Origin of the sequence: Polaromonas sp. YR568 (genome assembly GCF_943369415.1) — a bacterium.
Classification (GTDB): Bacteria; Pseudomonadota; Gammaproteobacteria; order Burkholderiales; family Burkholderiaceae_C; genus Polaromonas.
Map to the genome: position 1 here is coordinate 220,027 of NZ_CALRNF020000003.1, position 25,886 is coordinate 245,912.

23 protein-coding genes are annotated in these 25,886 nt (G+C 64.7%); 8 read left to right on the plus strand and 15 right to left on the minus strand.

The window, feature by feature from the left end; genetic code table 11:
• Window positions 1–23: 23 nt before the first annotated feature.
• From ACLV74_RS03535 to ACLV74_RS03565, 7 genes are all read left to right on the plus strand, one after another.
• A complete protein-coding gene (locus ACLV74_RS03535; protein ID WP_411878045.1) occupies window positions 24–632 on the plus strand; it encodes a hypothetical protein in 609 nt (202 codons plus the stop codon).
• On the plus strand, window positions 629–1,189 hold the full coding sequence (locus ACLV74_RS03540; protein ID WP_411877988.1) for a TlpA disulfide reductase family protein: 561 nt from the start codon (window positions 629–631) through the stop codon (window positions 1,187–1,189). Before ACLV74_RS03535 ends, ACLV74_RS03540 begins: the two co-directional genes overlap by 4 nt.
• A 343-nt stretch (window positions 1,190–1,532) precedes the next feature.
• Window positions 1,533–1,976, plus strand: a complete 444-nt coding sequence (gene accB, locus ACLV74_RS03545; protein WP_411877989.1) for an acetyl-CoA carboxylase biotin carboxyl carrier protein — start codon at window positions 1,533–1,535, stop codon at window positions 1,974–1,976.
• Between the two features lie 42 nt (window positions 1,977–2,018).
• A complete protein-coding gene (accC, locus tag ACLV74_RS03550) occupies window positions 2,019–3,368 on the plus strand; it encodes an acetyl-CoA carboxylase biotin carboxylase subunit (protein ID WP_411877990.1) in 1,350 nt (449 codons plus the stop codon).
• Window positions 3,369–3,392: 24 nt separating this feature from the next.
• The gene (gene prmA / locus ACLV74_RS03555; protein WP_411878046.1) at window positions 3,393–4,277 is read left to right on the plus strand and encodes a 50S ribosomal protein L11 methyltransferase; all 885 of its coding nucleotides are present in this window, start codon (window positions 3,393–3,395) and stop codon (window positions 4,275–4,277) included.
• 73 nt (window positions 4,278–4,350) lie between these two features.
• Window positions 4,351–5,460 (plus strand): DUF3426 domain-containing protein, encoded by a 1,110-nt coding sequence (locus ACLV74_RS03560; protein WP_411877991.1) that lies wholly within the window; start codon window positions 4,351–4,353, stop codon window positions 5,458–5,460.
• Window positions 5,461–5,478: 18 nt separating this feature from the next.
• On the plus strand, window positions 5,479–6,381 hold the full coding sequence (locus tag ACLV74_RS03565) for a carbohydrate kinase family protein (protein ID WP_411877992.1): 903 nt from the start codon (window positions 5,479–5,481) through the stop codon (window positions 6,379–6,381).
• A 20-nt stretch (window positions 6,382–6,401) separates the two neighbouring features.
• Here ACLV74_RS03565 and ACLV74_RS03570 read toward each other — a convergent pair whose 3' ends face one another.
• The 10 genes from ACLV74_RS03570 to ACLV74_RS03615 all read right to left on the minus strand — a co-directional run bounded on the left by ACLV74_RS03570 (window position 6,402) and on the right by ACLV74_RS03615 (window position 17,047).
• Window positions 6,402–6,722 carry a DUF167 domain-containing protein gene (locus ACLV74_RS03570; RefSeq protein ID WP_411877993.1) on the minus strand — a complete coding sequence of 107 codons (321 nt, stop codon included), beginning with the start codon at window positions 6,720–6,722 and terminating at the stop codon, window positions 6,402–6,404.
• Between the two features lie 153 nt (window positions 6,723–6,875).
• Window positions 6,876–7,340 (minus strand): histone H1-like DNA-binding protein, encoded by a 465-nt coding sequence (locus ACLV74_RS03575; protein ID WP_411877994.1) that lies wholly within the window; start codon window positions 7,338–7,340, stop codon window positions 6,876–6,878.
• A gap of 14 nt (window positions 7,341–7,354) precedes the next feature.
• The gene (locus ACLV74_RS03580; RefSeq protein WP_411877995.1) at window positions 7,355–7,489 is read right to left on the minus strand and encodes a hypothetical protein; all 135 of its coding nucleotides are present in this window, start codon (window positions 7,487–7,489) and stop codon (window positions 7,355–7,357) included.
• Window positions 7,490–7,536: 47 nt separating this feature from the next.
• Window positions 7,537–8,751, minus strand: coding sequence for a ribonucleotide-diphosphate reductase subunit beta (locus tag ACLV74_RS03585; RefSeq protein ID WP_411877996.1), 1,215 nt, complete (start codon window positions 8,749–8,751; stop codon window positions 7,537–7,539).
• A 133-nt stretch (window positions 8,752–8,884) separates the two neighbouring features.
• Window positions 8,885–11,794: a ribonucleoside-diphosphate reductase subunit alpha gene (locus tag ACLV74_RS03590; RefSeq protein WP_411877997.1), complete on the minus strand. Its 2,910-nt coding sequence runs from the start codon at window positions 11,792–11,794 to the stop codon at window positions 8,885–8,887.
• Window positions 11,795–12,238: 444 nt separating this feature from the next.
• On the minus strand, window positions 12,239–12,835 hold the full coding sequence (ampD, locus tag ACLV74_RS03595; protein ID WP_411877998.1) for a 1,6-anhydro-N-acetylmuramyl-L-alanine amidase AmpD: 597 nt from the start codon (window positions 12,833–12,835) through the stop codon (window positions 12,239–12,241).
• On the minus strand, window positions 12,822–14,291 hold the full coding sequence (locus tag ACLV74_RS03600) for a sigma-54-dependent transcriptional regulator (protein WP_411877999.1): 1,470 nt from the start codon (window positions 14,289–14,291) through the stop codon (window positions 12,822–12,824). Before ACLV74_RS03600 ends, ampD begins: the two co-directional genes overlap by 14 nt.
• A gap of 3 nt (window positions 14,292–14,294) precedes the next feature.
• Window positions 14,295–16,010, minus strand: a complete 1,716-nt coding sequence (locus ACLV74_RS03605) for a two-component system sensor histidine kinase NtrB (RefSeq protein WP_411878000.1) — start codon at window positions 16,008–16,010, stop codon at window positions 14,295–14,297.
• Window positions 16,011–16,250 (minus strand): PP0621 family protein, encoded by a 240-nt coding sequence (locus tag ACLV74_RS03610; RefSeq protein WP_411878001.1) that lies wholly within the window; start codon window positions 16,248–16,250, stop codon window positions 16,011–16,013.
• A complete protein-coding gene (locus ACLV74_RS03615) occupies window positions 16,247–17,047 on the minus strand; it encodes an inner membrane protein YpjD (RefSeq protein WP_411878002.1) in 801 nt (266 codons plus the stop codon). The genes ACLV74_RS03610 and ACLV74_RS03615 overlap by 4 nt, the downstream gene beginning before the upstream one ends.
• Window positions 17,048–17,149: 102 nt before the next feature.
• On the opposite strand from ACLV74_RS03615, the gene ffh reads away from it, so the two are divergent.
• Window positions 17,150–18,508, plus strand: a complete 1,359-nt coding sequence (ffh, locus tag ACLV74_RS03620; RefSeq protein ID WP_411878003.1) for a signal recognition particle protein — start codon at window positions 17,150–17,152, stop codon at window positions 18,506–18,508.
• A 60-nt stretch (window positions 18,509–18,568) separates the two neighbouring features.
• Here ffh and mdoH read toward each other — a convergent pair whose 3' ends face one another.
• The 5 genes from mdoH to ACLV74_RS03645 all read right to left on the minus strand — a co-directional run bounded on the left by mdoH (window position 18,569) and on the right by ACLV74_RS03645 (window position 25,865).
• Window positions 18,569–20,572 (minus strand): glucans biosynthesis glucosyltransferase MdoH, encoded by a 2,004-nt coding sequence (gene mdoH, locus ACLV74_RS03625; protein WP_411878004.1) that lies wholly within the window; start codon window positions 20,570–20,572, stop codon window positions 18,569–18,571.
• Complete coding sequence (locus ACLV74_RS03630) at window positions 20,548–22,161, minus strand: glucan biosynthesis protein G (protein WP_411878005.1); 1,614 nt, start codon at window positions 22,159–22,161, stop codon at window positions 20,548–20,550. Before ACLV74_RS03630 ends, mdoH begins: the two co-directional genes overlap by 25 nt.
• 230 nt (window positions 22,162–22,391) lie before the next feature.
• Entirely contained in the window at window positions 22,392–23,774 is a 1,383-nt protein-coding gene (locus tag ACLV74_RS03635; RefSeq protein WP_411878006.1) for a sigma 54-interacting transcriptional regulator, read from the minus strand.
• Window positions 23,771–24,409 carry a hypothetical protein gene (locus ACLV74_RS03640; RefSeq protein ID WP_411878007.1) on the minus strand — a complete coding sequence of 213 codons (639 nt, stop codon included), beginning with the start codon at window positions 24,407–24,409 and terminating at the stop codon, window positions 23,771–23,773. Before ACLV74_RS03640 ends, ACLV74_RS03635 begins: the two co-directional genes overlap by 4 nt.
• A gap of 34 nt (window positions 24,410–24,443) precedes the next feature.
• A complete protein-coding gene (locus ACLV74_RS03645) occupies window positions 24,444–25,865 on the minus strand; it encodes a sensor histidine kinase (protein ID WP_411878008.1) in 1,422 nt (473 codons plus the stop codon).
• Between the last annotated feature and the right edge of the window lie 21 nt (window positions 25,866–25,886).

Genomic DNA, 25,886 nt, shown 5'->3' on the forward strand with positions numbered 1-25,886 from the left:
GGCCTCCGGGCCTGCCGACCTTGATCCCACATACCCTCAAATCCGAAATTGCCGCCACCGCCGCCGCGCTGGTGGTTGAAGAAGGGCTGGAATACGGCCCCGCCAAGCGCCGCGCCGTCAAACAGATGGCGTTGCCGGCCCGTACCGAACTGCCCGGCAACGACGAACTCGAAGACGCAGTGCGCGAATACATCGCGCTGTTCTGCGCCGATACCCAACCGGCCGAACTGGCCGCCCTGCGCGAGCTGGCGCTGGTCTGGATGGAACGGCTGGCGCAATTCCGGCCCTACTTGGGCGGCGCCGTCTGGCACGGCACGGCCACGCGGTTGTCCGACATTTACATCCAGCTGTTCTGCGATGACCCCAAATCGGCCGAAATTGCGCTGATTGAGCACAATGTGGACTACGAGCCGCGCACCGTGACCGGTTTTACCGGCGACAGCGTGGAAGCGCTGAGCCTGCGAAGTGTGTGCAAACCCTTGAACGAAACCGTAGGCGTGCACCTGATGGTCTACGACCATGATGACCTGCGCGGCGCCTTGAGGCCCGACGCCAAAGGCCGCACGCCGCGGGGTGACCTTGCCGCCGTGAAAAAATTAGTGGATTCCCAACCCGGAGCTTGCGACACGTGAACCGCAGAAACATGCTTTATGGCGGCGTTGCTGCCGTGGCCGGCCTGGCCGGCGCCACCGTAGCCTGGTGGAAATTCCAGCCGCACCAAGTGGAGGTGGCGGCCCCGGCCGCGGCCGGGGCGATAGGTGCCGGAGGCAGCGCTTCCGACGCCTTCTGGAGCCTGAACTTCGATACGCCCGATGGCAAGAACCTGTCGATGAGCAGCTTTCGCGGCAAGCTGCTGTTGGTGAACTTCTGGGCCACCTGGTGCCCACCCTGCGTGGAGGAGTTGCCTTTATTGGATTACTTCTACCAGGAAAATCGCGATAAAAACCTGCAAGTGCTGGGTTTGGCCGTGGATCAGCCCACTGCCGTGCGAAACTGGCTGCAGGCGAAGCCGCTGCATTTTCCGGTCGGCATGGCTGGACTGGGCGGAACCGAGCTCAGCAAATCATTGGGCAACATTGCCGGCAGCCTGCCTTTTACGGCGGTGTTCAGTGCCTCGGGCGAGTTGCTGCATCGCAAGATCGGCAAAGTGCTGCCTGAGGATCTGGCGCTTTGGGCCAAGCTTACCTAGCGGCTGGGAGGAGCAGGCGACACTGGTGTCTCGAAAACGCCTGTAACTACGGGGAACAGGCCGACAACGGCATCCTTGAGGGCAATTTTCCGCGACCGCAAGCAGCCGCCAGACGGTTTGGAATGGCCTCTAGCTTGATGTACACTCTGCGCTTTCCCGGGGTAAGCCTTCAGGCCAGTCCCCGCAGTAATTAACTGATAAGCGCTTTAAAGCGTAAAAGCAGAAAGTAAGTGAAAAAAGAAGGAAGATCGGTGGCCGCGTCAAGTGGCTACCGTTTCCAGCCTTTCAGTCAAAAGCTGCGCCGAGATCCCGCGCCAGCATCTACCGTCGTTGGAGAGAACCCATGGATTTAAGAAAACTCAAGACCCTGATCGACCTCGTCTCGGAGTCCAACGTCTCCGAACTGGAGATCACCGAAGCCGAAGGCAAGGTGCGCATCGTCAAATCCAGCGGCGCCCCTCTCGTGATGCAGCAGCCGGTTGCCATGGTAGCAGCTCCCGCAGCCGCCCCCGCCGGCCCCCCAGCCGCACCGGCCGCCGACGCGGCCCCCGCCGGCCATGCCGTCAAGTCGCCCATGGTGGGCACCTTCTACCGCTCGGCCAGCCCTGGTGCCAAGCCGTTTGTCGAACTCGGCAGCGTGGTCAAGGAAGGCGAGACCATCTGCATCATCGAGGCCATGAAGATCCTCAACGAGATCGAAGCCGACAAATCGGGCACGGTCACCAAGATTCTTTCGGAAAACGGCCAGGCTGTCGAATACGGCCAACCCCTCTTCATCATTGAATAAGCGGGGCGCAGCGCCTCCTTTTCAAACCAGGCTTACCGACGCATGTTCAAGAAAATACTGATCGCCAACCGCGGGGAGATCGCTTTGCGCATCCAGCGCGCCTGCCGCGAACTCGGCGTCAAGGCCGTGATGGTCTATTCCGAGGCCGACCGCGAAGCGAAATACATCAAGCTGGCGGACGAATCGGTCTGCATAGGCCCGGCACCTTCCAAAGACAGCTACCTCAACATGCCGGCCATCATTTCGGCGGCCGAGGTGACGGACGCCGAAGCCATCCACCCCGGCTACGGTTTCCTGAGCGAGAACGCCGATTTCGCCGAGCGGGTCGAAAAAAGCGGCTTCAAGTTCATCGGCCCTTCGCCCGAATCCATCCGCATCATGGGTGACAAGGTCTCGGCCAAGCAGACCATGATCAAGGCCGGCGTGCCCTGCGTGCCCGGCTCCGAGGGCGCCTTGCCTGACGACCCGGTCGTCATCAAGCGCACCGCCAAGCAGGTCGGCTACCCCGTCATCATCAAGGCGGCGGGCGGCGGGGGTGGGCGCGGCATGCGCGTGGTGCACACCGAGGCGGCCCTGCTGCACGCGGTGCAGACCACCAAGGCCGAGGCCGGCGCAGCCTTCGGCAACCCCGAGGTCTACATGGAGAAATTCCTGCAGAACCCGCGGCACATCGAAATCCAGATCCTGGCCGACCAGCACAAGAATGCTGTCTGGCTGGGCGAGCGCGACTGCTCCATGCAGCGCCGCCACCAGAAAGTCATTGAAGAAGCGCCGGCGCCCGGCATCCCGCGCAAGCTGATCGAGCGCATCGGCGAACGCTGCGTCGCGGCCGTCAAGAAGATAGGCTACCGCGGCGCGGGCACCTTCGAGTTCCTCTACGAAAACGGCGAGTTCTACTTCATCGAGATGAACACCCGCGTGCAGGTGGAGCATCCGGTCACCGAGTGGATCACCGGCGTGGACATCGTGCGCACCCAGATCATGGTCGCGGCCGGTGAAAAACTGCCTTTCGCCCAGCGCGACATCGAACTCAAGGGCCATTCCATCGAATGCCGCATCAACGCGGAAGACCCCTACAAGTTCGTTCCCTCGCCGGGCCGCATCACGACCTGGCACACGCCGGGCGGGCCGGGCGTGCGGGTGGATTCGCACATCTACGCCAACTACTTCGTGCCGCCCAACTACGACTCCATGATCGGCAAGATCATCGTCCACGGCGACACGCGCGAGCAGGCGCTTGCCCGCATGAGCACGGCGCTGGCCGAGACCGTGGTCGAAGGCATCAACACCAACATCCCGTTGCACCGCGAACTGATGGTGGACGCCAAGTTCATGGACGGCGGCACGAACATCCACTATCTGGAAGAGTGGTTGTCCAAACGTGAGCGCTGAACGCTGCCCGGGCGCGTAATGAGCTTGTTTGAACTGATCCTGCTGGCGCCTGTCGATGAAGTGGAAACACTCAGCGAAGCGCTGGACGCGCTAGACGCGCTCAGCGTGTCGGTGGAAGACGCCGACGCCCAGACGCCGGCCGAGCAGGCCTTGTTCGGTGAGCCCGGGATGCCGCCACCCAAGGCGGGCTGGGAACGCTCCCGCATCGTTTCCCTGTTTTCCACCGAGGCCTTGGCGCGCGATGCGGCCGGTGTGCTGGCGGCGCAGGACTTTTTCGCGGGCTGCCGGGTGGTTGCCATCCAGCCCGTGCCCGAGCAGGACTGGGTGCGCCTGACGCAGTCGCAGTTCACGCCGGTGGACATCACGCCCGAATTCTGGATAGTCCCGACCTGGCATGAGCCGCCGGCCGAAGCCAAACAGGTGATCCGCCTGGACCCGGGCCTGGCCTTCGGCACGGGAACCCATCCGACCACGCGCATGTGCCTGCGCTGGATTGCCAGCCGGGCCGGCCAGGACCTGGGCCGTGTGCTGGACTACGGTTGCGGCTCGGGCATCCTGGCCATAGGCGCGGCGAAATTCGGCGCAACAGACATCGATGCCGTCGACATTGACCCGCCCGCTGTGGAATCGACACGCGCCAATGCCGAAGCCAACCATGTGGCACTCAATGCGGGCTTGCCTGACAAGGCGTCCGGCAAGTACCGCACCGTGCTGGCCAATATCCTCGCCACGCCACTCAAGGTGTTGGCGCCGCTGCTGTGCGCGCACGTCGAAAAGGGCGGCCACCTCGTGCTCGCCGGCATTCTTGATCGCCAGGCTGAAGAGTTGAAAGACGCTTACGCACCCTATTGCCGGCTCACGGTGCACGATGAGCAAGAAGGCTGGATTCTGATGACCGCGAGCTTCTGAGTCATAGCCGGCCGCGCGCACGGCAGTTTCCGCGCCGTCGGCAGCTGCACCGCCCCCTACAATACAGCGCTAAATGAGCCTGATTACGCGCTGCCCCGCATGCGGCACGATGTTCAAAGTCGTGACCGACCAACTCAAAGTCTCACAAGGCTGGGTGCGATGCGGGCATTGCACCGAGGTTTTCGACGCGTCGGTGCATCTGCTGCCGCGCGACATGTCCTCGCTGACCGCGCCGGCGCCCCTGCTTCCCGATACCGACACGGCGCCCGTACCCTTGCCGGCCTTCGACGCCCCCACCGAACCCCAAAGCCTGCCTCCCGCTGAACCGCCGCCGGCGCCGTCCCAACAGGAATGGGCGCCGGCCCGTTCATTTGCCGACAGGGTGCCGCTGCGGCCTTCCAGCCCCGGCTCGGACGATGCCCAGGACAGTGCTGCGGATTTTGATCCCGCGCGCTGGAAGCGGGTGCAGCAGGAACGCCAGCACGACCCGCTGGACCTGCCCGCCGAATCCTTGCCCGATGTGCCGCCGCCGCGCCAGCCGGCCATGCTGCGCGAGGCCATCGAGGACGATTCCAGTTTCGCGTACTCCGACGTCGACTCCGGCATGCCGGGGCGGCCGATGGAGCACGACGTATCCTTTGTGCGGGACGCGCGGCGCAAGGCCTTCTGGAGAAGGCCGTTGACGCGCTGGTCGCTGGCCCTGCTGTCCTTGCTGCTGCTGGCCACGCTGGTCGCGCAATGGGCGGTCCAGCAAAGAAACACGCTGGCCGCGCTGGAGCCGCGGCTGCTCCCCGCGCTGCAGGCGCTGTGCGGCCCGCTGCACTGCGAAATCCGCCCGCCCCGCCATATCGAGGCGCTGGTGATCGACAGCTCCACCTTCAACCGCATAGGCCCTGATGCCTACCGCCTGAGCTTCACGCTCAAGAACACCGGCGTGACGGTGTTGGAAATGCCTTCGCTGGAAGTCACCCTGACCGACACCCAGGACCAGGCCGTCGTGCGCCGCATCCTGGCACCGGCACAGTTCGGTGCCAGGGGCCCCACGCTGGCGGCCCAGTCCGAGCTGGCGGGCCTGGTCATCATGAAAGTTTCCGGCGATGCCGGTGTTTCCACATCTTCACCTTCCCCCGCGTCTCCATCCCTGCGGGTGGCGGGCTACCGCGTCCTGGCTTTTTATCCCTGAATGAAACGAGAAACCTGAATGTCTGCTGTTATCTGTGGCTCCCTGGCGTTTGACACCATCATGACTTTTGAGGGACGCTTTTCCGAGCAGATCCTGCCCGACCAGTTGCACATCCTCAACGTGTCCTTCCTGGTGCCGGCGCTGCGCCGTGAGTTCGGCGGCTGCGCCGGCAACATCGCCTACAGCCTGCGGCAGCTGGGCGGCAAAGCCCTGCCGATGGCGACGGTCGGCACTGACGGCGCCGAATACGTGGAGCGCATGGACGGCCTGGGCATCAGCACCGAGTTTGTGCGCCAGGTCGGCGACACCTACACCGCGCAGGCCATGATCATGACCGACCGCGACAACAACCAGATCACGGCTTTCCACCCCGGCGCGATGATGCAGGCCCACGTCACCCGCATAGAGGCGCGCGCCGACATCAAGCTGGGCATCATCTCCCCTGACGGGCGCGACGCGATGCTGCAGCATGCCGAGCAGTTCAAGGCGGCCGGCATTCCTTTTGTGTTCGATCCGGGCCAGGGCCTGCCGATGTTCGACGGCAAGGAACTCTCGCATTTCGTCGAGCTGGCGACCTGGGTGACGGTGAACGACTACGAAGCCAAAATGCTTTGCGACCGCACCGGCCTGTCGTGCGCCGAGCTGTCCGAACGCGTGCAGGGCCTGGTGGTGACGCTGGGCGCCGAAGGCTGCGAAGTCTGGATTGACGGTGAGAAAACCGTGGTGCCGCCCGTCAAGGCCGAGGCCGTGGTGGACCCGACCGGCTGCGGCGACGCCTTTCGCGGCGCGCTGCTGTTCGGCCTGGAGCAGGGCTGGCCTTTGGAGCGCTGCGCCGCGCTGGGCAACCGGGTCGGCGCGCTCAAGATCGCTACACGCGGCGGGCAGAACTACACGCTGACTGACGCGCAAATCGCGGGCTGAGCCCCACTTCGCCCCGCTTGTCAGGCCGGCGGGGCGTCCTTGCCGGCCGCCGCCTTCACCAATTCATCCCAACTCGCCCGGCCGGCCGCCGCGGCGCTCACGCGCAGCTGCTTGCGCCTGGAAGTCTCTCCGCGCGCCAGCGTGACCGCCTGCTGTGGAACACCAAGGCAGCCGGCCAGCCATTTGACGAGCGCCTGGTTGGCTTTGCCGTCGACCGGCGGCGCATTCAGCCGCAGGCGCAGCGCCTGCTGGCCGTCTTCGCCGTGCAGGCCCACGACTTGTGTTTTGGCGGCGTTCGGCACCACGTGCACGTCGACCAGCACGTCTCCGTTCTTTTCCATTCTCAGAAAAGGAAGGTCAGGCAAGGGCGCGAATGGGGTCATGGGCAGGAGAGGTTGAGCGGCAACCGGCGAGTGGGTAGAGCAAAACAGCACGGGCATGAAAAAAGCCCGACATCTTTCGATATCGGGCTCTAAGCAGAAATACCTTACTGCTTACGGCTTGCTGGCTGTCGGAAACGGCCAGGCAGCTTGCGGGTTCAGAGTCGTCTGAGCCGCAGGGGCAGCCGCTACAGCGGGTGCTTTGGCAGCAGGTTTTTTCGCGGCTTTCTTCGCAGCGGGCTTCTTCGCTGCTTTCTTGGCGGCAGGCTTCTTCGCAGCGGCTTTCTTGGCCGCTGGTTTCTTCGCTACCTTTTTCGCGGCCTTCTTGGCTGCTGGCTTTTTAGCTGCGGCTTTCTTCGCCGCTGGCTTCTTGGCCGCTACCTTCTTGGCTGCTGGCTTTTTAGCTGGCGATTTTTTCGCAGCTGGCTTCTTAGCCGCTACTTTTTTCGCTGGAGCTTTTTTAGCCGGAGCTTTTTTAGCTGCTACTTTTTTAGCAGGAGCCTTCTTAGCCGCTACTTTTTTAGCAGGGGCTTTCTTCGGAGCAGCTTTTTTAGCCGCAGTTTTTTTCGCAGTTGCCATAGTTTTCTCCTTGATCACGTTGCAAAGAGCACTTCACGGTTGGAGTACGTAAAGCGATTCACGGCGTTGGGCTCCGGATAAACCGGGCCCAGCGCCGCGAACACAGGAGCAAAGCCCAGCGCGCACTCTGCGGTGCTGTCATTGGTCATTGCAATTCTAGAAATCATTGTCGGTTTGCGTTGAGCGTCTTGTTCAATCAATCCCAGGAAAGGGCACCACCGGACTGGTACTCGATCACACGGGTTTCGAAGAAGTTGCGCTCTTTTTTCAGGTCGATCATTTCGCTCATCCACGGAAACGGATTCTCCTCGTTGGGGAAAAGAGTTTCAAGCCCGATCTGCGTGGCGCGGCGGTTGGCGATGTAGCGGAGGTAACCCTTGAACATGGAGGCATTGAGGCCGAGCACGCCGCGAGGCATGGTGTCTTCGGCGTAACGGTATTCCAGTTCGACGGCTTTCATGAACAAGGCCTTGATCTCGGCCTTGAACTCGGCCGTCCAGAGGTGCGGGTTCTCAAGCTTGAGCTGGTTGATCAGGTCGATGCCGAAGTTGCAATGCATGGACTCGTCGCGCAGGATGTACTGGTACTGCTCGGCGGCGCCGGTCATCTTGTTCTGGCGGCCCAGGGCCAAAATCTGCGTGAAGCCGACGTAGAAGAACAGGCCTTCCATCAGGCAGGCGAACACGATCAGCGACTTGAGCAGGGTCTGGTCGGCCTCGGTGGTGCCGGTCTTGAAGTGCGGGTCGGAGATGACTTCAATGAAAGGAATCAGGAACTGGTCCTTGTCCTTGATGGACTGCACTTCGTTGTAGGCGTTGAAGATCTCGGCTTCGTCCAGGCCCAGCGACTCTGTGATGTACTGGTAGGCGTGGGTGTGGATGGCCTCTTCGAAGGCCTGGCGCAGCAGGAACTGGCGGCACTCGGGCGCCGTGATGTGGCGGTAGGTGCCCAGCACGATGTTGTTGGCGGCCAGCGAGTCGGCGGTCACAAAGAAACCCAGGTTGCGCTTGACCAGGCGGCGTTCGTCTTCGGTCAGGCCGTTCGGGTCTTTCCAGAGCGCGATGTCGCGCGTCATGTTCACTTCCTGCGGCATCCAGTGGTTGGCGCAGCTGGCGAGGTATTTTTCCCAAGCCCATTTGTATTTGAACGGCACCAGCTGGTTGACGTCGGTCTGGCCGTTGATGATGCGTTTGTCGGAGGCTTTGACTCGCTGGGTCTTGGCGGGTTCAGCAACGGGGGCCGCTGCTTGAGTTGCCGGGAAGGCGCCGTCATTGAGCATGCGCACTTGCGCCTGGTGTTGCTCAACAGCGTTAAAAGAAAGAGGCGGAAGTTCCATCGAGCGGCCTTCAGGCGAGCCGCTGTTATGAGGTGTTTGCAACGATGGTTTGACTTCTTCGTCCCAGGTCAACATAGAGGTTTCCAATACTGTGGGATTATGAAAGCAGCGATACAAAATGAAAAGTGTTCATTCACATCGCTACAAGATTGTGTTGCTCATATACATCGAATCGCGCGGCCGGGTAACCGCGCGATCCGGTGTTTTTTTATTGGCAGGCCTCGCAACCTGGATCATCGATCGCGCAGAACTTGATGTCGGTGGCGGGCGTTGCGTTCATCTGCGCCTGCGCCGCGGCGGCGGCCGCTTCGAGTGCGCTCATGCCGCTGGGCGCTGTAGCGGTGCTGGATGCCACCGAGTTCATCTTGCCCGCGGTCACGGTTGATTTCTCGGCGTGCGTCGCGCTTTGCGTGCGCAGGTAGTAGGTGGTCTTGAGGCCGCGCAGCCAGGCCAGCTTGTAGGTGTCGTCGAGCTTCTTGCCCGAGGCGCCCGCCATATAGATATTGAGCGACTGTGCCTGGTCTATCCATTTCTGGCGGCGCGCGGCCGCTTCCACGATCCAGGAGGTTTCCACTTCGAAGGCCGTGGCGTACAGCGCCTTGACGTCCTGCGGCACGCGGTCGATGGGGCGCAGCGAACCGTCAAAGTGCTTGAGGTCCACCACCATCACGTCGTCCCACAGGTTCAGGCGCTTGAGGTCGCGCACCAGGTAGTGGTTGATGACCGTGAACTCACCGGACAGGTTGGACTTGACCGAGAGGTTGCCGAAGCAGGGCTCGATGCAGGCGTCCACGCCGATGATGTTGGAGATGGTGGCGGTCGGGGCGATGGCCACGCAGTTGGAGTTGCGCATGCCGTCCTGGGCGATCTTCTTGCGCAGGGCTTCCCAGTCCAGCGTGGCGGAGCGGTCGACTTCGACGTAGCCTCCGCGCTGCTCGGCCAGCATGTCCAGCGTGTCCAGCGGCAGGATGCCCTTGTCCCAGAGCGAGCCCTTGTAGCTGGCGTACTTTCCGCGCTCTTTGGCCAGCTCGGTGGATGCCCAGTAGGCGTGGTAGCAGACGGCTTCCATGGACTTGTCGGCGAACTCCACGGCTTCCTGCGAGGCGTAAGGCACGCGCAACTCGTACAGGCAGTCCTGGAAACCCATGATGCCCAGGCCCACGGGGCGGTGGCGCATGTTGGAGTCCCGGGCCTTCTTGACGGCGTAGTAGTTGATGTCGATCACGTTGTCCAGCATGCGCATGGCCGTGGTGATGGTCTTCTTGAGCTTTTCGTGGTCGACCGCGCCGTCCTTCAGGTGCTGGACGAGGTTGACCGAGCCGAGGTTGCAGACGGCGGTTTCGGTGTCGCTGGTATTGAGTGTGATCTCGGTGCACAGGTTGGAGGAGTGCACGACGCCGGCGTGCTGCTGGGGCGAGCGCACGTTGCAGGCGTCCTTGAAGGTGATCCAGGGATGGCCGGTTTCAAACAGCATCGACAGCATCTTGCGCCACATGTCGGTGGCCTGCAGCTTGCGGGACGGCTTGATCTCGCCGCGCTCGGCCTTGGCTTCGTAGGCGGTGTAGATTTTTTCGAAGTCCTTGCCGAACTTGTCGTGCAGGTCCGGCGTGTCGGACGGCGAGAACAGCGTCCAGCTGCCCTTTTCCATCACGCGGCGCATGAAGAGGTCGGGAATCCAGTTGGCGGTGTTCATGTCGTGCGTGCGGCGGCGGTCGTCGCCGGTGTTCTTGCGCAGCTCCAGGAACTCCTCGATGTCCAGGTGCCAGGTTTCCAGGTAGGCGCAGACCGCGCCTTTGCGCTTGCCGCCCTGGTTGACGGCGACGGCCGTGTCGTTGACGACCTTCAGGAAAGGCACGACGCCTTGCGATTCGCCATTGGTGCCCTTGATGTGGGCGCCCAGTGCGCGTACCGGGGTCCAGTCATTGCCCAGGCCGCCGGCAAATTTGGACAGCAGGGCATTTTCCTTGATGGCGTCGTAAATGCCGCCCAGGTCGTCGGCGACCGTGGTCAGGTAGCAGGACGACAGCTGCGAGCGCAGGGTGCCGGCATTGAACAGGGTCGGCGTGCTCGACATGAAGTCGAAGGACGACAGGATTTCGTAGAACTCGATGGCGCGCTCTTCGCGGTTGATCTCGTTGAGCGACAGGCCCATGGCCACGCGCATGAAGAAAGCCTGAGGCAGCTCGATGCGCTGCTTGCGCACGTGCAGGAAGTAGCGGTCAAACAGGGTCTGCAGGCCGAGGTAGTCGAATTTCAGGTCGCGCTCGGGCTTGAGCGCGGCGCCCAGGCGGGCCAGGTCGAACTGCTGCAGCTTTTCGTCGAGCAACTCGTTCTGCACGCCCTTGGCGATGAATTGCGGGAAGTACTCGGCATAGCGGATGGCCATGTCTTCCTGGTTGACTTCCTCGCCCAGCACTTCGCGGCGGATGGTGTGCATCAGCAGGCGCGCGGTGGCGTAGGTGTAGTCGGGGTCTTTTTCGATCAGGGTACGCGCCGCCAGGATGGACGCCTTGTAGACCTCGTCGATCGGAACGCCGTCGTAGAGGTTGCGCATGGTTTCCGCAACGATGGGATCGGGCTTGACGTCGGCACCCAGGTTGGCGCAGGACGCTTCGATCAGGGCCTGCAGGTTGCGGATGTCCAGGGCGACGCGGTTGCCGCGGTCGGTCACATGGATCAGCGGCGCTGCCGGTGCCTGGCTTTGCGGCTGGCGCGCGCGCTCCTGCGTGCGCTTTTCGCGGTACAGCACATAGGCGCGGGCGATCTCGTGGTGGCCGCCGCGCATCAGGCCGAGCTCGACCTGGTCCTGCACGTCTTCTATATGAAAGGTGCCGCCGCCCGGGCGCGAGCGCATCAGGGCACGGATGACCGCCTGGGTCAGGCCGTCAACCGTTTCGCGAACGCTCGCGGAGGCCGCGCCCTGCGTGCCGTGAACGGCCAGGAAGGCCTTCATCATGGCCACGGCGATCTTGTTGGGCTCGAAGGGCACCACGCCGCCGTTGCGGCGAATGATCTGGTAGTGGGCCAGTGGATTGGACTGGGTGTTGGTATCGCCTGTTGCCGGGTTGCTCGCGGCAACGCTGGACGTTGCGGGCACTGCGTGCTGTGCTGTTTGCATGACTTCCTCTTTGCTTTGTTTTGTGACTGGCTTGATGTGCTGTTCCGGGCAATCCGTTTTGGCGTGAGGGGTTCAAAAGCATGAACCAATTCCTCGCCGCCGGGGCCCGAATTACATCAAACTGAATTAGGGCTTAGACACTATACCTAGGGTATGGGGGGAATACAAGCCACTACAGGTAGTGTATCGCCGTCTGAATGCACCGTTACGTTTTGTGGCTTTTTACGCCCCGGTGCGGGCACTGTTATCGGGCCCTCGCATCGAGCCTTTCAAGCTCGCGGCAAACCCTTGTTTCATCAGGCCTGCGAGGGCCATGCAACGCTGCGGCGCGGCTTTTTGCGGGCTTTGCCCCGCTAACACAAGCCCATATTAGCGCGGTAAAAATACCGGAAAATTCCGGGCGGCAAAGCGCACCACCGCGGTGTGGTTTTGCGCGGCGCGGCGTCAAACGGTTTCGGGAAAATACCTAGGCGGCAGGGCCAGCGCGCCTTGCAGCAAAGGCCAGTCGAAACCGGGGCCGGGATCCTGTTTGCGGCCTGGCGCGATGTGTTCATGCCCGGCAATATGGGCGATGGGCCAGGCCTGGAGCAGCGCGGCGCACAGCCCGGCAAGCGTCTCGTACTGCGGCGCTTCAAACGTGCTTCCTTCCAGGCCTTCGAGTTCGATGCCGATGGAGTCGTCGTTGCAGTTGCCGCGCCCGCGGTAGTTCGACTCCCCGGCATGCCAGGCCCGGTCTGCGCAGCCGACAAACTGCCACAAGGCGCCGGAGCGCTCAATGAAGAAGTGCGACGAAACCTGCAGGCCGCAAATGCCCTGGAAGTAAGCGTGAGCTTCCCAGTCGAGCTGATTGGTGAAGAGGCGCTGCACGTTGCCGTTGCCGAACTCGCCGGGCGGCAGGCTGATGGAGTGGATCACGACGAGGTCGACCTGCGCGCCCTGGGGCCGCGGGCCGAAATTCGGCGACGCCAGCGCGCGCGCATAGCGGTACCAGCCGTCCCGCCACAGGGGCTGGGCGGCGGCCTGGGTTTCAGGCGGGCTCATCGGCGGCGTCGAGGCTGTCGGCGGGGTCGTCGCTGCCCGGCGTCACGATGTTCAGGCGGGCGATGCGGTAGCGGATCTGGCGAAGGCTCAAGCCCAGCCTGGACGCCGCGGCGGTACGGTTGAAGCCGGTTTCGAGCAGGACCTTCGTCAGGATGCTGCGCTCCTGCCTGTCCAGGTACTCCTGCAGGTTTTCCGGGACGGCGACATGTTCTTCGGCCGGCGCGTCGAAGTGCAGCTCGCTGCCTTCGCCGAGCGCCACCGCCCGGTGCAGGGTGTTTTCGAGTTCGCGGACGTTGCCGTTGAAGGGCAACGCGCGCAGCTGTTCCATCACGGCTTCCGTGAGCTCGGGCATCGCAAAGCCGGACTCCTGGCAGATCCTGCCCAGCAGGGCCTTGCACAGGGCCGGCAGGTCTTCCCTGCGTTCGCGCAGGGCCGGCACGAGTATCTCTATCACGTTGAGGCGGTAATAAAGATCCTGGCGGAAGGTTCCGGCCTGGACCTCGGCCGCCAGGTCCTTGTGCGTGGCGCTGACGACGCGCACGTCCACCGCGTCTTCCTGCGCGGAGCCCAGCGGCCGAACGGTGCGCTCCTGGATGGCGCGCAGCAGCTTGGACTGCATGGCCAGCGGCAGGTCTCCGATTTCGTCGAGGAACAGGGTGCCGCCTTTGGCCGCCTGGAAGTAACCCTGCCTGTCCTGGGTGGAGCCGGTGTAGGCGCCTTTGCGCGCGCCGAAAAATTCGGCTTCCAGCAGGTTCTCGGGGATAGCGCTGCAGTTGACAGCCACAAATGGGCCGGCCGCGCGGTGGCTGCAACCGTGCACCGCGCGCGCCACCAGTTCCTTGCCTGTGCCCGACTCTCCCTGTATCAGCACCGGCGCCATGCTGCCGGCCACCTTGACGATGCGCGACTTGACGGCGCGCATCACAGCCGATTCACCGACCAGCTTCTTCAGGATGGGCGGGGCTTCGGCGGCCGGTGCCGGGGCCAGTGTCAGGGGCGCGATGCCGGTGTCCGGCGCGGCGCGCTCGGCCTTGGCGGCGGGCGGCAGGGGTGCGGGCGCCGTTTGTTTCGTGCCTTGCACGGCTGAGGCCACCACGCTGCGGAACTGCTTGAGGTCGACCGGCTTGGTCAGGTAGTCAAAGGCGCCGGCCTTGAGGGCTTCGACGGCGTTTTCGGCGGAGCCGTGCGCCGTGATGACCACGCAGCGCTCGGGGCGCTGCTGGTTGACCATGTCGCGCAACAGCTCAAGGCCCAGGCCGTCCGGCAGCCGCATGTCGGTGATGACGGCATCGAAGCGGTTTTCGCTGAGTTGCTGGCGGGCCTGCGACAGGTCGCCGGCCGCCTCCACCCGGTAACCCTCCCTGAGCAAGGTCAGCTCGTACAGGGTCCGCAGGTCCGGCTCGTCGTCGATGACGAGGATGCGGGCTTGCTGGGGGACAGGGGTTTGCATGCTCATGGTTCAGGTGGGCATTGTGGCAAAAGAGGGCGATGGCGTGTTCGGGAACTGCGGGGAAGGCCGGAACACGACGAAAAACTCATTGCCGTCGGTGCCGTTTCGCTGCACGCGCTGGTAGCCGATCAGGGCGCCGTAGCGCTCGCACAATTCACGGCATATATAGAGGCCCAGGCCGCTGGAGCGGCTTTCCGACGAGAAAAATGGCTCAAACAGGTGGGTCTGCACGGTCTGCTCCAGCGGCTGCCCGTCGCTCCAGACGGACAGGCGCGCCTGACCGGGCGTCACCACCTGGGTGGCGATGTCTATCGCGTGGGCGCCATCGCTGGCATAGCGCAGCGCGTTGTCCAGCAGGTTGATCATCAGGCGCCGCAGATGCTCCGGTTCAAAGCCCACCACGGCGTTGTCCGAATCGAGTGTGACGCGCATGCGCGCCGAGGCCGCGGTCTGCCCCGCCCAGTCGGACGCGATTTTTTGCACCGCGTCGTCCAGCGGCAGGGTGCTGGTTTGCGCCGCAGGCAGCTGCGCCTGGGCCCGGGAAATATTCAGCACTTCGTCCACGATATGGGCAAGGCGCTGCGCGTTCTGCCTGACCATGGCGGTCAGTTGCCGGTGTCCCGCGTCCTGCAGGTCTTCTTCGAGCAAGGCATTGGCCTGCGAGATGGCCGCCAGCGGATTGCGGATTTCATGGGCCACCGCGGCCGACATGCGGCCCATGGCGGCCATTTTCTCGGTTCGCACACGCGCTTCCATTTCGCGCAGGTCTTCCAGGAACATCACGCACAGGCTTTCATGCGTGCCGTTAGGCGAGGCGGCCAGCCGCGTGCGCACATGCAGCCGCCGGGTGTGGCCGCCGGGGGTGTTCAGGCTGACGTCGGCTTCCTGCGGCGATTGCTCCGCGAAGGTACGGTGCATCAACTCGGCCAGGGGTTGCCAGGTATTTTCGGCGGCCAGGATAAAGGGAGCGCTACGCACGGAATCGCCGGCCGCCAGCAGCCGCCGGGAAGCCGGGTTGGCCGAGCGAACGATCCCGTTGATGTCGACGACCAGCACGCCGTCGGCCAGGGCTTCAATCACGAGTTCGTTCACCTGCGTTTGCATGCGCGCGGCGGACTGGCTGCGTTTGGCCAGCTGCTCTTCCCTGGCCAGGCGCAAGGCCAGGTGGTTGGCGAGCAGCGCCACCAGGAAGAAGCCGGAGCCGCTCAGGCCGGACTGCAGGAAACGCGCGTTGGGGTCCCCGAGCGCTTGCAGCCAGTTCCACCAGGCGTCGGCCAGCAGCAGCAGCGTCACGCTGGCGGCCGTCCCGAAGGCCAGCAAAATCGGCCCGAGTATGGACGACAGCAATACCGGCAGCGCGAACAGCGGTGTGTAATTGATGCCGCCCGACTGCAGGAAATTCAGTGCCGAAAAAGTGATGACGTCCACGCCGATGGTCGACAGCCACTGCGCGTCAAAGGTGCTGCCGGGCGGCCGCGGCTTGGCCCAGAGGCGCACCGCCAGCGTGGCGAACAGGTAGGCGATGCAGACCGCGATGGACCAGCGGTTGGTGATGTTGCCCAGCGCGTAGATAAATGCCTGCAGGATGACCAGCACGGTCGCGATGGCGACCCGCGCCGTCATGAACGCGTGCCACAGGCGGCCGAACGAACCGAGCTCGTGCGAGGTTTCCCAGGTGCTCGAGCCCTTGTCGCCCGTTTCGAACCAGTGGGAAGGCGTGTTCATCTAGCCCCCGGCCTGGCGGCGGTGCGCGTCGCTGCAGTAAATACCCCGGCCGCCGATCAGAGCCTCGGATTTCGGCAAATGCACACCGCAGACGTCGCAGGCCACCATTTCGGTGACGGCGGTTTCGCGTTGCGGCGGTGCCGGCGCGCGAGGCGCGGCGGCATCTCGTTCGGCTTCGCGCTTGTTCCGCCAGACCCAGAACACCACCAGCACCAACCCCATGACCAGCAGGTACTTCATGCGCGCCTCAGGATGACTTCAAGCACAAAGCGTGAACCGGCATAGCCCAGCAGCAGCAGGCCCGAGCCCAGGTACAGCACGTGGACCGCCTTGCGGCCGCGCCAGCCCAGGCGCGCGCGGCCTATCAGCAGCCCGGCAAACGTCAGCCAGGCCAGAACCGAGAACACGGTTTTGTGGTTCCACTTCCAGGCCAGGCCCGGGCCGTAAAGCGTTTCGGCGAACAGCCAGCCGACGAACAGGGTGGCCGACAACAGCACGAAGCCGGCCTCCACGAAACGAAAGGTCAGGCGTTCCAGCGTCATCAGCGGCACGCCGGCGTCGGTCTGCGCGGCCAGCCGGATCGAGCGCTCGGAGCGCGTCATGAGCCAGCCGTGCACCACCGCCGCGGCGAACAGCCCATAGGACGCGATGCCCAGGGCCCAGTGCACGGGCAGCCAGGGCGAGGCGATCGCGTGGTAGGTGGTGCCCGGGAAAACCGCCGCCAGGATGACCGCCACGCTGCCCAGGCCCGCCAGCGCCCAGTGGGCCTGCATTTGCGGGAACAGGCGGCTTTCGATGGCGTACACGGTCAGCACCAGCCAGACGGTCATGGACATCGCGGGCGCAAAACCGAAGCGGGCAGGCTCGCCGAGCAGGCCGTCGGCCAGCGCCAGCGCATGCAGCAGCCAGGCGGCCACCAGCATGCCGCGTATGGTGCCGGCGCCCAGGCGCGGCGTAGCCAGTGCCAGGACGGCATAGGCGATGGCGGCGCCGGCCGCTGCCGCAAGACCCCACCAGTCGCTCAAAGCTAAAATCATGGCTAGAGTTTAGCCTTTACTGCTTTGCCGGCGGCCTTCCTGTCGCCACGCAGCAGCCTTTCGTCCCCTCACCTAACTGCACCACGCCCGTGGCGCCTTCCCATGGCCTCAGCCCTCACCGACAAGTTATCCCGCCTCGTCAAGGAAATGCGCGGCCAGGCCCGCATCACCGAATCCAATGTGCAGGACATGCTGCGCGAGGTGCGCATGGCGCTGCTCGAAGCCGACGTGGCCCTGCCCGTGGTGCGCGACTTCATCGCCCGCGTCAAGGAAAAAGCGCTGGGCCAGGAGGTGATGGGCTCGCTCTCGCCGGGGCAGGCGCTGGTCGGCATCGTCAGCAAGGAACTCGCCGCCACCATGGGCGAAGGCGTGAGCGACATCAACCTGGCGGCCCAGCCGCCGGCCGTCATCCTGATGGCCGGCCTGCAGGGCGCGGGTAAAACCACCACCACGGCCAAGCTGGCCAAGCACCTGATCGAAAAGCGCAAGAAGAAAGTGCTGACGGTCTCGGGCGACGTCTACCGCCCGGCCGCCATCGAGCAGCTCAAGACCGTCACAAAACAGGCCGGCGCCGAATGGTTCCCCAGCACGCCCGACCAGAAGCCGGCCGACATCGCCCGCGCCGCCATCGACTACGCCCGCAGGCATTTCTTTGACGTGCTGCTGGTCGACACGGCCGGCCGCCTGGCCATCGACGAAGCCCTGATGGCGGAAATCAAGGAACTGCATGCCATCCTGAACCCGGTCGAAACCCTGTTCGTCGTCGACGCCATGCAGGGCCAGGACGCGGTCAACACAGCCAAGGCCTTCAAGGAAGCATTGCCGCTGACCGGCATCATCCTGACCAAGACCGACGGCGACTCGCGCGGCGGCGCGGCGCTCAGCGTGCGGCAGATTACCGGCGCGCCCATCAAGTTCTCGGGCACCAGCGAGAAGATCGACGGCCTGGAGGTGTTCGACGCCGAGCGCCACGCCGGCCGCATCCTGGGCATGGGGGACATCGTCGCGCTGGTCGAGCAGGTGGCGGCCGGCGTGGACATGGCCTCCGCCCAGAAACTCGCCGCCAAGATCAAGTCGGGCGACGGCTTTGACCTCAACGACTTCCTGGGCCAGCTGCAGCAGATGAAAAACATGGGCGGGCTGTCCAGCCTGCTCGACAAGCTGCCCGCGCACATGAGCGCCAAGGCCGGCCAGGTCGACATGGACAAGGCCGAGAAAGACATCAAGCGCAAGGAAGGCATCATCCAGAGCATGACGCCGCTGGAGCGCCGCAAACCCGAGCTCATCAAGGCCACCCGCAAGCGCCGCATCGCCGCCGGCTCGGGCGTTCACGTCCAGGAAGTCAACCGCCTGCTCAACGAATTCGAGCAGATGCAGGGCATGATGAAGAAGATGAAGGGCAGCGGCATGATGAAGATGATGAAACGCATGGGTGGCATGAAGGGCATGCCCAAGTTCTGAAGAACCGAAGCCATAAAAAAAGCCGCTTGATCAAGCGGCTTTTTTATTGGGAAGGCAGTTTCAGGCCGCCTTGAGTCCCGGTGCTGCCAGCCGGCTCGCATGCAGCCAGGCGCGGCGCAGCACCGCCGGCGAGCGGGTTTCTTCCGGAATCAGCAAATAGTTTTGCGCGCGCAGGGCGGTGCCAACGCCGACCTTGCTGGTGAGCACCGTCATCGGGATCGCCAGCAGCAGCGGCAGGCCCACCGGGATCAGCCAGACCAGCGCGCGCGCGTCGATCACGGCGATGCCGACGGCCAGCAGCGCGATCACGCCGGACATGGGCGCCAGCTGCACCAGCGCGTGGCGCCAGGGCACGGCGGCGGCTTCGCGCGGGGGCGACTTCCACTCGAGCTTCAGGCCCGTCAGCGCCACCACCACGAACAGCGAGTGCGCCAGCATGCGGATGGGCGCCTGCAGCAGGGCGATCAGGGTTTCCAGCAGCGCGCTGCGCAGCAGGCTGGCGGTGCCGCCGTAGGACTGCTGCTCGCGGTTGATCAGCACGGCGGCGATGCCCAGGATGCGCGGCAGGAACAGCATGCAAAGCGTCCAGGCCCACAGCGACATCAGCTCGCCCGGCAGCAGCGTCCAGTCGGCGATCATGGGCGAGCCCGACAGCCACAGCGCAGTGCCCAGCGTCAGGAAGCACAGCCACAGCGGTGCCGAAAGATAGGCCATGGCGCCGGTGCCGAACATGGAGCGATGCACCGGGTGAATGCCCGGTTCAGCGATCAGGCGCGAGTTTTGCAGGTTGCCCTGGCACCAGCGGCGGTCGCGCTGTAGTTCGGCCAGCAGGTCGGGCGGCTGCTGTTCGTAGCTGCCCACCAGGTCGCCCACCAGCCAGACGTGGAAGCCGGCGCGGCGCATCAGCGCGGCTTCGACAAAATCGTGCGACATGATGCTGCCGGCCATGCCGCCCGTGCCCTTGATGTGGGCCAGCGCGCAATGCTCCATGAAGGGGGCGATGCGGATGATGGCGTTGTGGCCCCAGTAATGGGACTCGCCCATCTGCCAGAACTGCATGCCCAGCGTGAACAGGCGGCCCGTCACGCGCGAGGCGAACTGTTGCGCGCGCGCATGCAGCGTCACATGGCCTATCGCCTGGGTGGCGGTCTGGATGATGCCGGCCTTGGGGTTGGCTTCCATCAGCTTGACCATGGAGACCAGGCAGTCGCCGCTCATCACGCTGTCGGCGTCCAGCACCACCATGTAGCGGTAGTCCTTGCCCCAGCGGCGGCAGAAGTCGGCCACATTGCCGGCCTTGCGGTCGGTGCGGCGCTTGCGCAGGCGGTAGTAGACCTCGATCTGCGGCTGCTCGGGGTGGCCGGCCAACTGGGTGCGCAGGTCTTCCCACGCGGCGCGCTCGGCCTGGATGATGGCCGGGTTGTTGCTGTCGGACAGCACGAACACGTCGAAGCTTTTCACATGGCCGGTCATCGCGACCGACTCGCAGGTGGCGCGCAGGCCGGCGAACACGGTGCGCACGTCCTCGTTGCAGATCGGCATGATGATGGCGGTGCGCGTGGAGGCATGGAGCGGGTAGTGCTGGACTTTCTTCGACGACAGCGCGTGCCTGTCGCCGAAGATCGTGACGTAAAAGCCCATCATCGCGGTCATGAAACCGGTCACCACCCAGGCCGATAGCAGCGCGAACAGCGTGATCTGGCCGTACTGCAGCCAGGCGTTGTCGTAGTCGGGCTGCATGTCGGCAAAGATGCTGGTGGCCAGCACCGTGCTGACCAGCGTGAGCAGCAGGAACACCGCGCGGCGGCGTTTGGCCGCGCGCTGCCAGGGTTCCGGCCGCGCTGCGGGCAGGGGGCGCAGGGGCGTGGCCGGGTTGCCGGCCTTGAACAGCGTCACCATGGGCAACAACAAGGCCGTTGCCATGCTGTTCCAGAAGCCGCGCCAGGGGCGCGGCGCCATGGAGCCGCGGTTCAGCGGCGGCGCCGTGACCGAATTCGGATGACGTTCTTCGCGCAGGGTGCTGCGCGCGCCGGACGGTATCAGGGTGTGATCAGGTTGGTCCATGTTTCGCTTACGGTGTGGTTGTCGTGTTTCAGGAAGGCGCGCAGTTCAACCGGCTGGGCCGGGTTCAGCCGCTGCACGCGCAGCGTCATGCGCCATGCGCCGGTGACGGGGTTTTTGTAGGCAATGCTTTCCAGCACGCGGCCGTTGGCATCGGCGCTGGAAATCGCTTCGACCTTGGCGTCTTCGGCCAGGCCGTCCAGCGCCGGGCCGGCAAAGTCGATGACGAACTGGACCTGGCCCGTGAGGTCGGTTCCGGCCTTCGAATACCCGATGCCGCGGCGTGATTGCGTGACCCAGCCGTTGGGCGGCAGCTGCTGGTTTTTGCCCTGCCAGCTGATTTGCCAGGCGATGTCCAGCGACTGGCCGGGCGCCGGCATTTTTTCGGGCACCCAGTAAGCCGCGACGTTGTCGTGGGTCTCGTCGGGTGTGGTGAATTGCAGCATCTCGACCCGGCCGGGGCCCCAGTCGCCCACGGGCGTGATCCAGGCGCTGGGCCGCAGTTCATAGCGGGCTTCGGTGTCTTCGTAGCTGGCGAAGTTGCGGTCGCGTTGCATCAGGCCGAAGCCCTTGAGCGACTTCATGCTGAAGGAGGTCGTCACCGGGGCCGACGGGTTCTGCAGCGGCCGCCACAGCCACTCGCCACCGCCCTTGCCGTCATCGGTGGCCATCATCAGGCCGTCCGAATCGTGCACCTCGGGGCGGAAGTCGCCGGGCCGGGGCTGGTTTTCACCGGAAAAGAACATGCTGGTCAGCGGTGCGATACCCAGCGTGGCCACCGCCGCGCTGTTGCCGCTGGTGGCGGCCGGGCGCATGAAGATACGCGCCTGCACCTGGGTGGTGGTCTGCTCGCCGGGCGTGATGTCAAAACGGTAGGCGCCCGTCATGCGCTCTGAGTCCATCAGTGCGTAGACGGTCAGCGGCTTCGCATCGCCGGCGGGCTTTTCGAGCCAGAAGTCGGTGAAGCGCGGAAACTCTTCCTTGGCGCCGCCCGAGGTGTCCACGGCCAGGCCGCGCGCCGAGACGCCATAACGCTGGCCCGCGCCCAGGGCGCGGAAATAGGTGGCGCCCGTGAAAACCACCAACTCGTCCTTGTAGGTGGGTGAGTTGAGGTTGCTGAAAAAGCGCGCGCCGCCGTAGCCCAGGTCGCCCCAGGTCTGCGGTGACAATTTGTTTTTTCCGAAATTGAAGCTGGCCGGGTTGTAAGGCAGGTGCTTCACGCCCTCTGTCGTGATTTCGTGAATGCGGACCGAGTCGCCGTGACGGCCGACGTGGAAAAAGTTCGCTTCATAAGGCAGTTGGTCGGCACGCCAAAGCGTGCTGTCGGCGTTGAAACGAATGTCGCGGTAGTCGTCGTACTCCATCCTGGCAAGCTCGACGGGCACGGCGTGGGAGGCCTCGCGCCACGGCGCTTGCGAGCGCTGGCGCGCCATCGCAGCCACATCGTCCAGGCTGAAGGCCTGTGCCTGGCTTGCGGCGAGTGTCAGCGCTGCCAGGCCTGCGCATGCGGCGAAGCGGGCTTGCAGCAGGAAGCCGCTGCGCGGTTTGGCGTCGCTGAAGGAGGCTGAAAAAGGCGGAAAAAAAGCTGGCATGCCATGACTAGGGCAAACCCTGTGCCAGCTTCAAAAAACTGTTCTAAATCAACGAGTTAAACGTGATACCTGACTTATCCAAATGTAATCAGGCTCAAAAGCACCGGGAGAGGCTGTTTTTGTCGCCAGTGAGCGACAAGTTCTGCGGGCGAATGGATTAAGTCGTTTTAAATCAAGGGCTTAAGCCTGTCGCCAGAGAGCGACGGCTCACGGCGGGCGAGGCGACTTCTTCAGGTCGAACCGGGGCTCTCAGCCTTGAAGTGGCCTGGCGTCAACCCGTGCTTTTGCATCAACCGGTAAAACTCCGTGCGGTTGCGGTCCGCCAGCCGGGCCGCATCGGCCACGTTCCCGTCCGTCAATTTGAGCAGGCCGACCAGGTAGTCGCGCTCGAAATGCTGCTTGGCTTCGGCAAACGTGAGCACCTGCACGCTGGGCGAGCGCAGCGCCCGCTGCACCAGGGCCAGCGGCACCAGCGGCGTGGTCGACAGCGCGCAGACCTGCTCCACCACGTTGTAGAGCTGGCGCACATTGCCCGGCCAGGCGGCCGTGGTCAGGGCCTTGATCGCTTCGGGCGCGAAACCGCTCAGGCGCTTGTCGTATTTGGCGGCCAGCTTCAGCAGGAAGTGGTTGGCCAGCAGGGGGATGTCTTCGCGGCGCTCCGACAGCGGCGGCAGGGTCAGCGTGACGACGTTGAGCCGGTAATAGAGGTCGGCGCGGAACTGGCCTTCGGCCATGGCCGCGTCGAGGTCGCGGTGGGTGGCCGAGATGATGCGCACGTCCACCGGGATCGACTGGCTGGAGCCCAGCGGCCGCACCACGCGCTCCTGCAGCACGCGCAGCAGCTTGACCTGCAGCGCGGGCGGCATGTCACCGATTTCGTCGAGCAGCAGCGTGCCGCCGTCGGCCGCCTGGAACAGGCCCTTGTGGTTGGCCACGGCGTCGGTGAAGGCACCCTTGACGTGGCCGAACAGTTCGGATTCGAGCAGGGCTTCGGGAATGGCGCCGCAGTTCACCGCGATGAATGGCTTGCTGGCGCGCGCGCCGGCCTGGTGGATGGCCTGGGCCAGCAGTTCCTTGCCGGTGCCGCTTTCGCCGCGCAGCAGCACGCTCGCGTCGGATTGCGCCACCATGCGCGCCTCGGCCAGCGCTTCGGCCATGCGGCTGGAGCGGCTGATGATCTGGTTTTGCCAGGCTTCGGGGCTGCCGCGTCTGGCGGGGTTAGCGGGTGCGCTCAGGGACAGCGCCTGGGCGATCTTGTCGAGCAGGCCCTTGCCGTCAAAAGGCTTGGTGAGATAAGTGAAGACGCCGCGCTCGGTCGCCTCTACGGCGTCGGGAATGGTGCCGTGGGCGGTCAGCAAAATCACCGGCAGGGACGGGTGCTGCTGGCGGATGTCGTCGAACAGCGCCAGGCCGTCCTTGCCGGGCAGGCGCACGTCGCTGAGCACCAGTTGCGGCCGCTCGATGTGAAGCTGGGTCAGCGCCGCCTCGGCGGAAGTGACCGCGGTGACGCGATAACCCGCCGCCGTGAGCCGCATGGTCAGCAGGCGCAGCATGTCCGCATCGTCGTCCACGACGAGCAGGTGGGGCGAAATGGCGTTGGCGCTGTCGCTCATGGCGCGGCGGGACGGGCCCGGTTGTTCGCGGGGGCCGAGGCCGCTGCCGCGGGCTGGCGGCTCGTCAGGCTGCGTTCTATCGCCTTGAGCGCTTCCAGCCGCTCATTGGTCTGGTCCAGGCGGCGCTGCACGTCGCGCAGTTGCTGGTTCTGCTTTTCAAGTTGTTCTTCCAGGCGGCGCTGCTCGCCGTAGCGCGAGGCCAGCAGCCGCGCCAGCGGGTGCAGCGCCCGGGCCTCGCCGTTGCCGAGCACGCGGGCGAGCAATTCCTGGGCGCGCACCAGCTCGGGCAACTGGCGCAACTGGCTCAGCGCCAATGAAAGCTGCAGTTGCGCGCCGGGGCTGGCGGCATCCCCCAGCCGTGCGATTTCCTGGTTGAGTTCGGGCGGCTGCATCAGGCGCACCCGCTCGGCGTAGGCCAGCATGCGCGCCGTGGTGTCGTCCACGACAGGGGCCGTGATGCTTACCGGCGCCGGCTGGCTGGCGCTGGGGCGCGCCGCTTCGGCGACGGCCGACGCGAGCCGGGCCTGGGCAGCCGCCGTTTCCGCCGCGCGCTGGCTTGACGGGCCCGCGCCGCAGCCCGCCAGCAATGCGATGGTCATGGAGGCGGTCAGGCTGTGGCGAAAAGGCAAGGTCATGCGGGCAGGCGTTCGGGTGGGGTGTGTGAAAAATTCAGTGCTTGGAAACATGGGGGAGTTCTATCCTGAAGTGTGCACCAGGTTGGTCCGGCATGAGGGCAATGCTGCCGCCGTGCGCCGCGATGTATTCATGCACGATGGACAGGCCGATGCCGCTGCCGCGAACCACGTCGACCGGCTGACGTTCACCGCGGTAAAAGGGCTCGAAGATGCGCTCGCGGTCGGCCTGGGCCACACCCACGCCCTGGTCGTGGATGTCGATGCGGACAAAACCCCGCTGCACGCTGAGCTCCAGCCGGATCTGGCCTTTGGCCGGCGAATAGCGGATGGCGTTGGACAGCAGGTTGGCCAGCGCGGTGCCGATTTTCTCGGCATCGATTTCCATCACCAGCGGCTCGCCGGCCACGGTGACCGCCAGCTCGCGCGCGCGCCATTGCAGGCGCTGCGCGTAGACCTGGTCTTCCATGAGCTGCAGCAGGTCGACGCTTTGGCGGTGCAGCTGGCGCGCTTCGAAGGCCGCGGTATTGAAACGCAGCAGGTCTTCGATCTGGCTTTGCAGCACGCCGGTGTTGTGCCTGAGGATCTGCGCGATCTCGCGCTGGTCGTTGCTCAGCGTTCCGGCCACGCCGTCTTCCAGCAGCGACACGCCTTCGCGCAGCGAGGCCAGCGGCGTCTTGAGCTCGTGCGAGATATGGCGCAAAAACCGCGACTTGTCGGCGTCCAGCTCGACCAGGCGCAGGCGCAGCCAGTTCAGCCGCTGCCCGACCAGCGCCAGGTCGGCCGGCCCCTGGATGGCGATCACCTGGTCGAGCCGGTTTTCGCCCAGGCCCACGATGGCGTTCTCCAGGCGCCGCAGCGGCAAGGTGAACCACACGCCGAAGGCCAGCGCCATGGCGACGGCCAGCACGATGGCCCAGGTCACCTGCTGCGTCAGGCGCAGGCGGCTGGCCTCCAGCTTTCCTTCGAGCGACTTGTTGCGCTGCTGGATCGCCTGCTGCACCTGCACCGCGATGGCGGCGTTGACGCCCTCCAGCTCGCGGAATTCCTGCGCCAGCTGGCGTTCCCGGTCCAGCGCGGTATCGGGCGGGCCGGCCAGCAGGCCGGTGATGGCCTGCAAATGCGAGCGCCATTGCCGCGCCCGGGCGGCGGGAATGTCCTCGCGCGCCAGGCCCGCCAGGATGTCGCCGGCTTCGCGCGCTTCCGAAGCGAAGCGTTCCTTGAGCACCCGGTCGTCGAGCACTACCGACTGGCGCGAGGTGCGCTCCATCGAGACGCTGCGCTCGCTGAGCGATTGCGCCGCGCCGCTCAGCTCCAGCGCCCGCTCGGCATTGTCGCGGCTTTGCAGCGAAAGGTCTTCCAGGGTGAACAGCGCCCGCAGCGAGGCGGCGCCCAGCAGGGCGGCGATCAGCAGGAAAGCGATCACCAGCAGTTGCCGGAACGAAAATCGTTGCAGCATGCGTGTCGGGTGCTTGAGCAA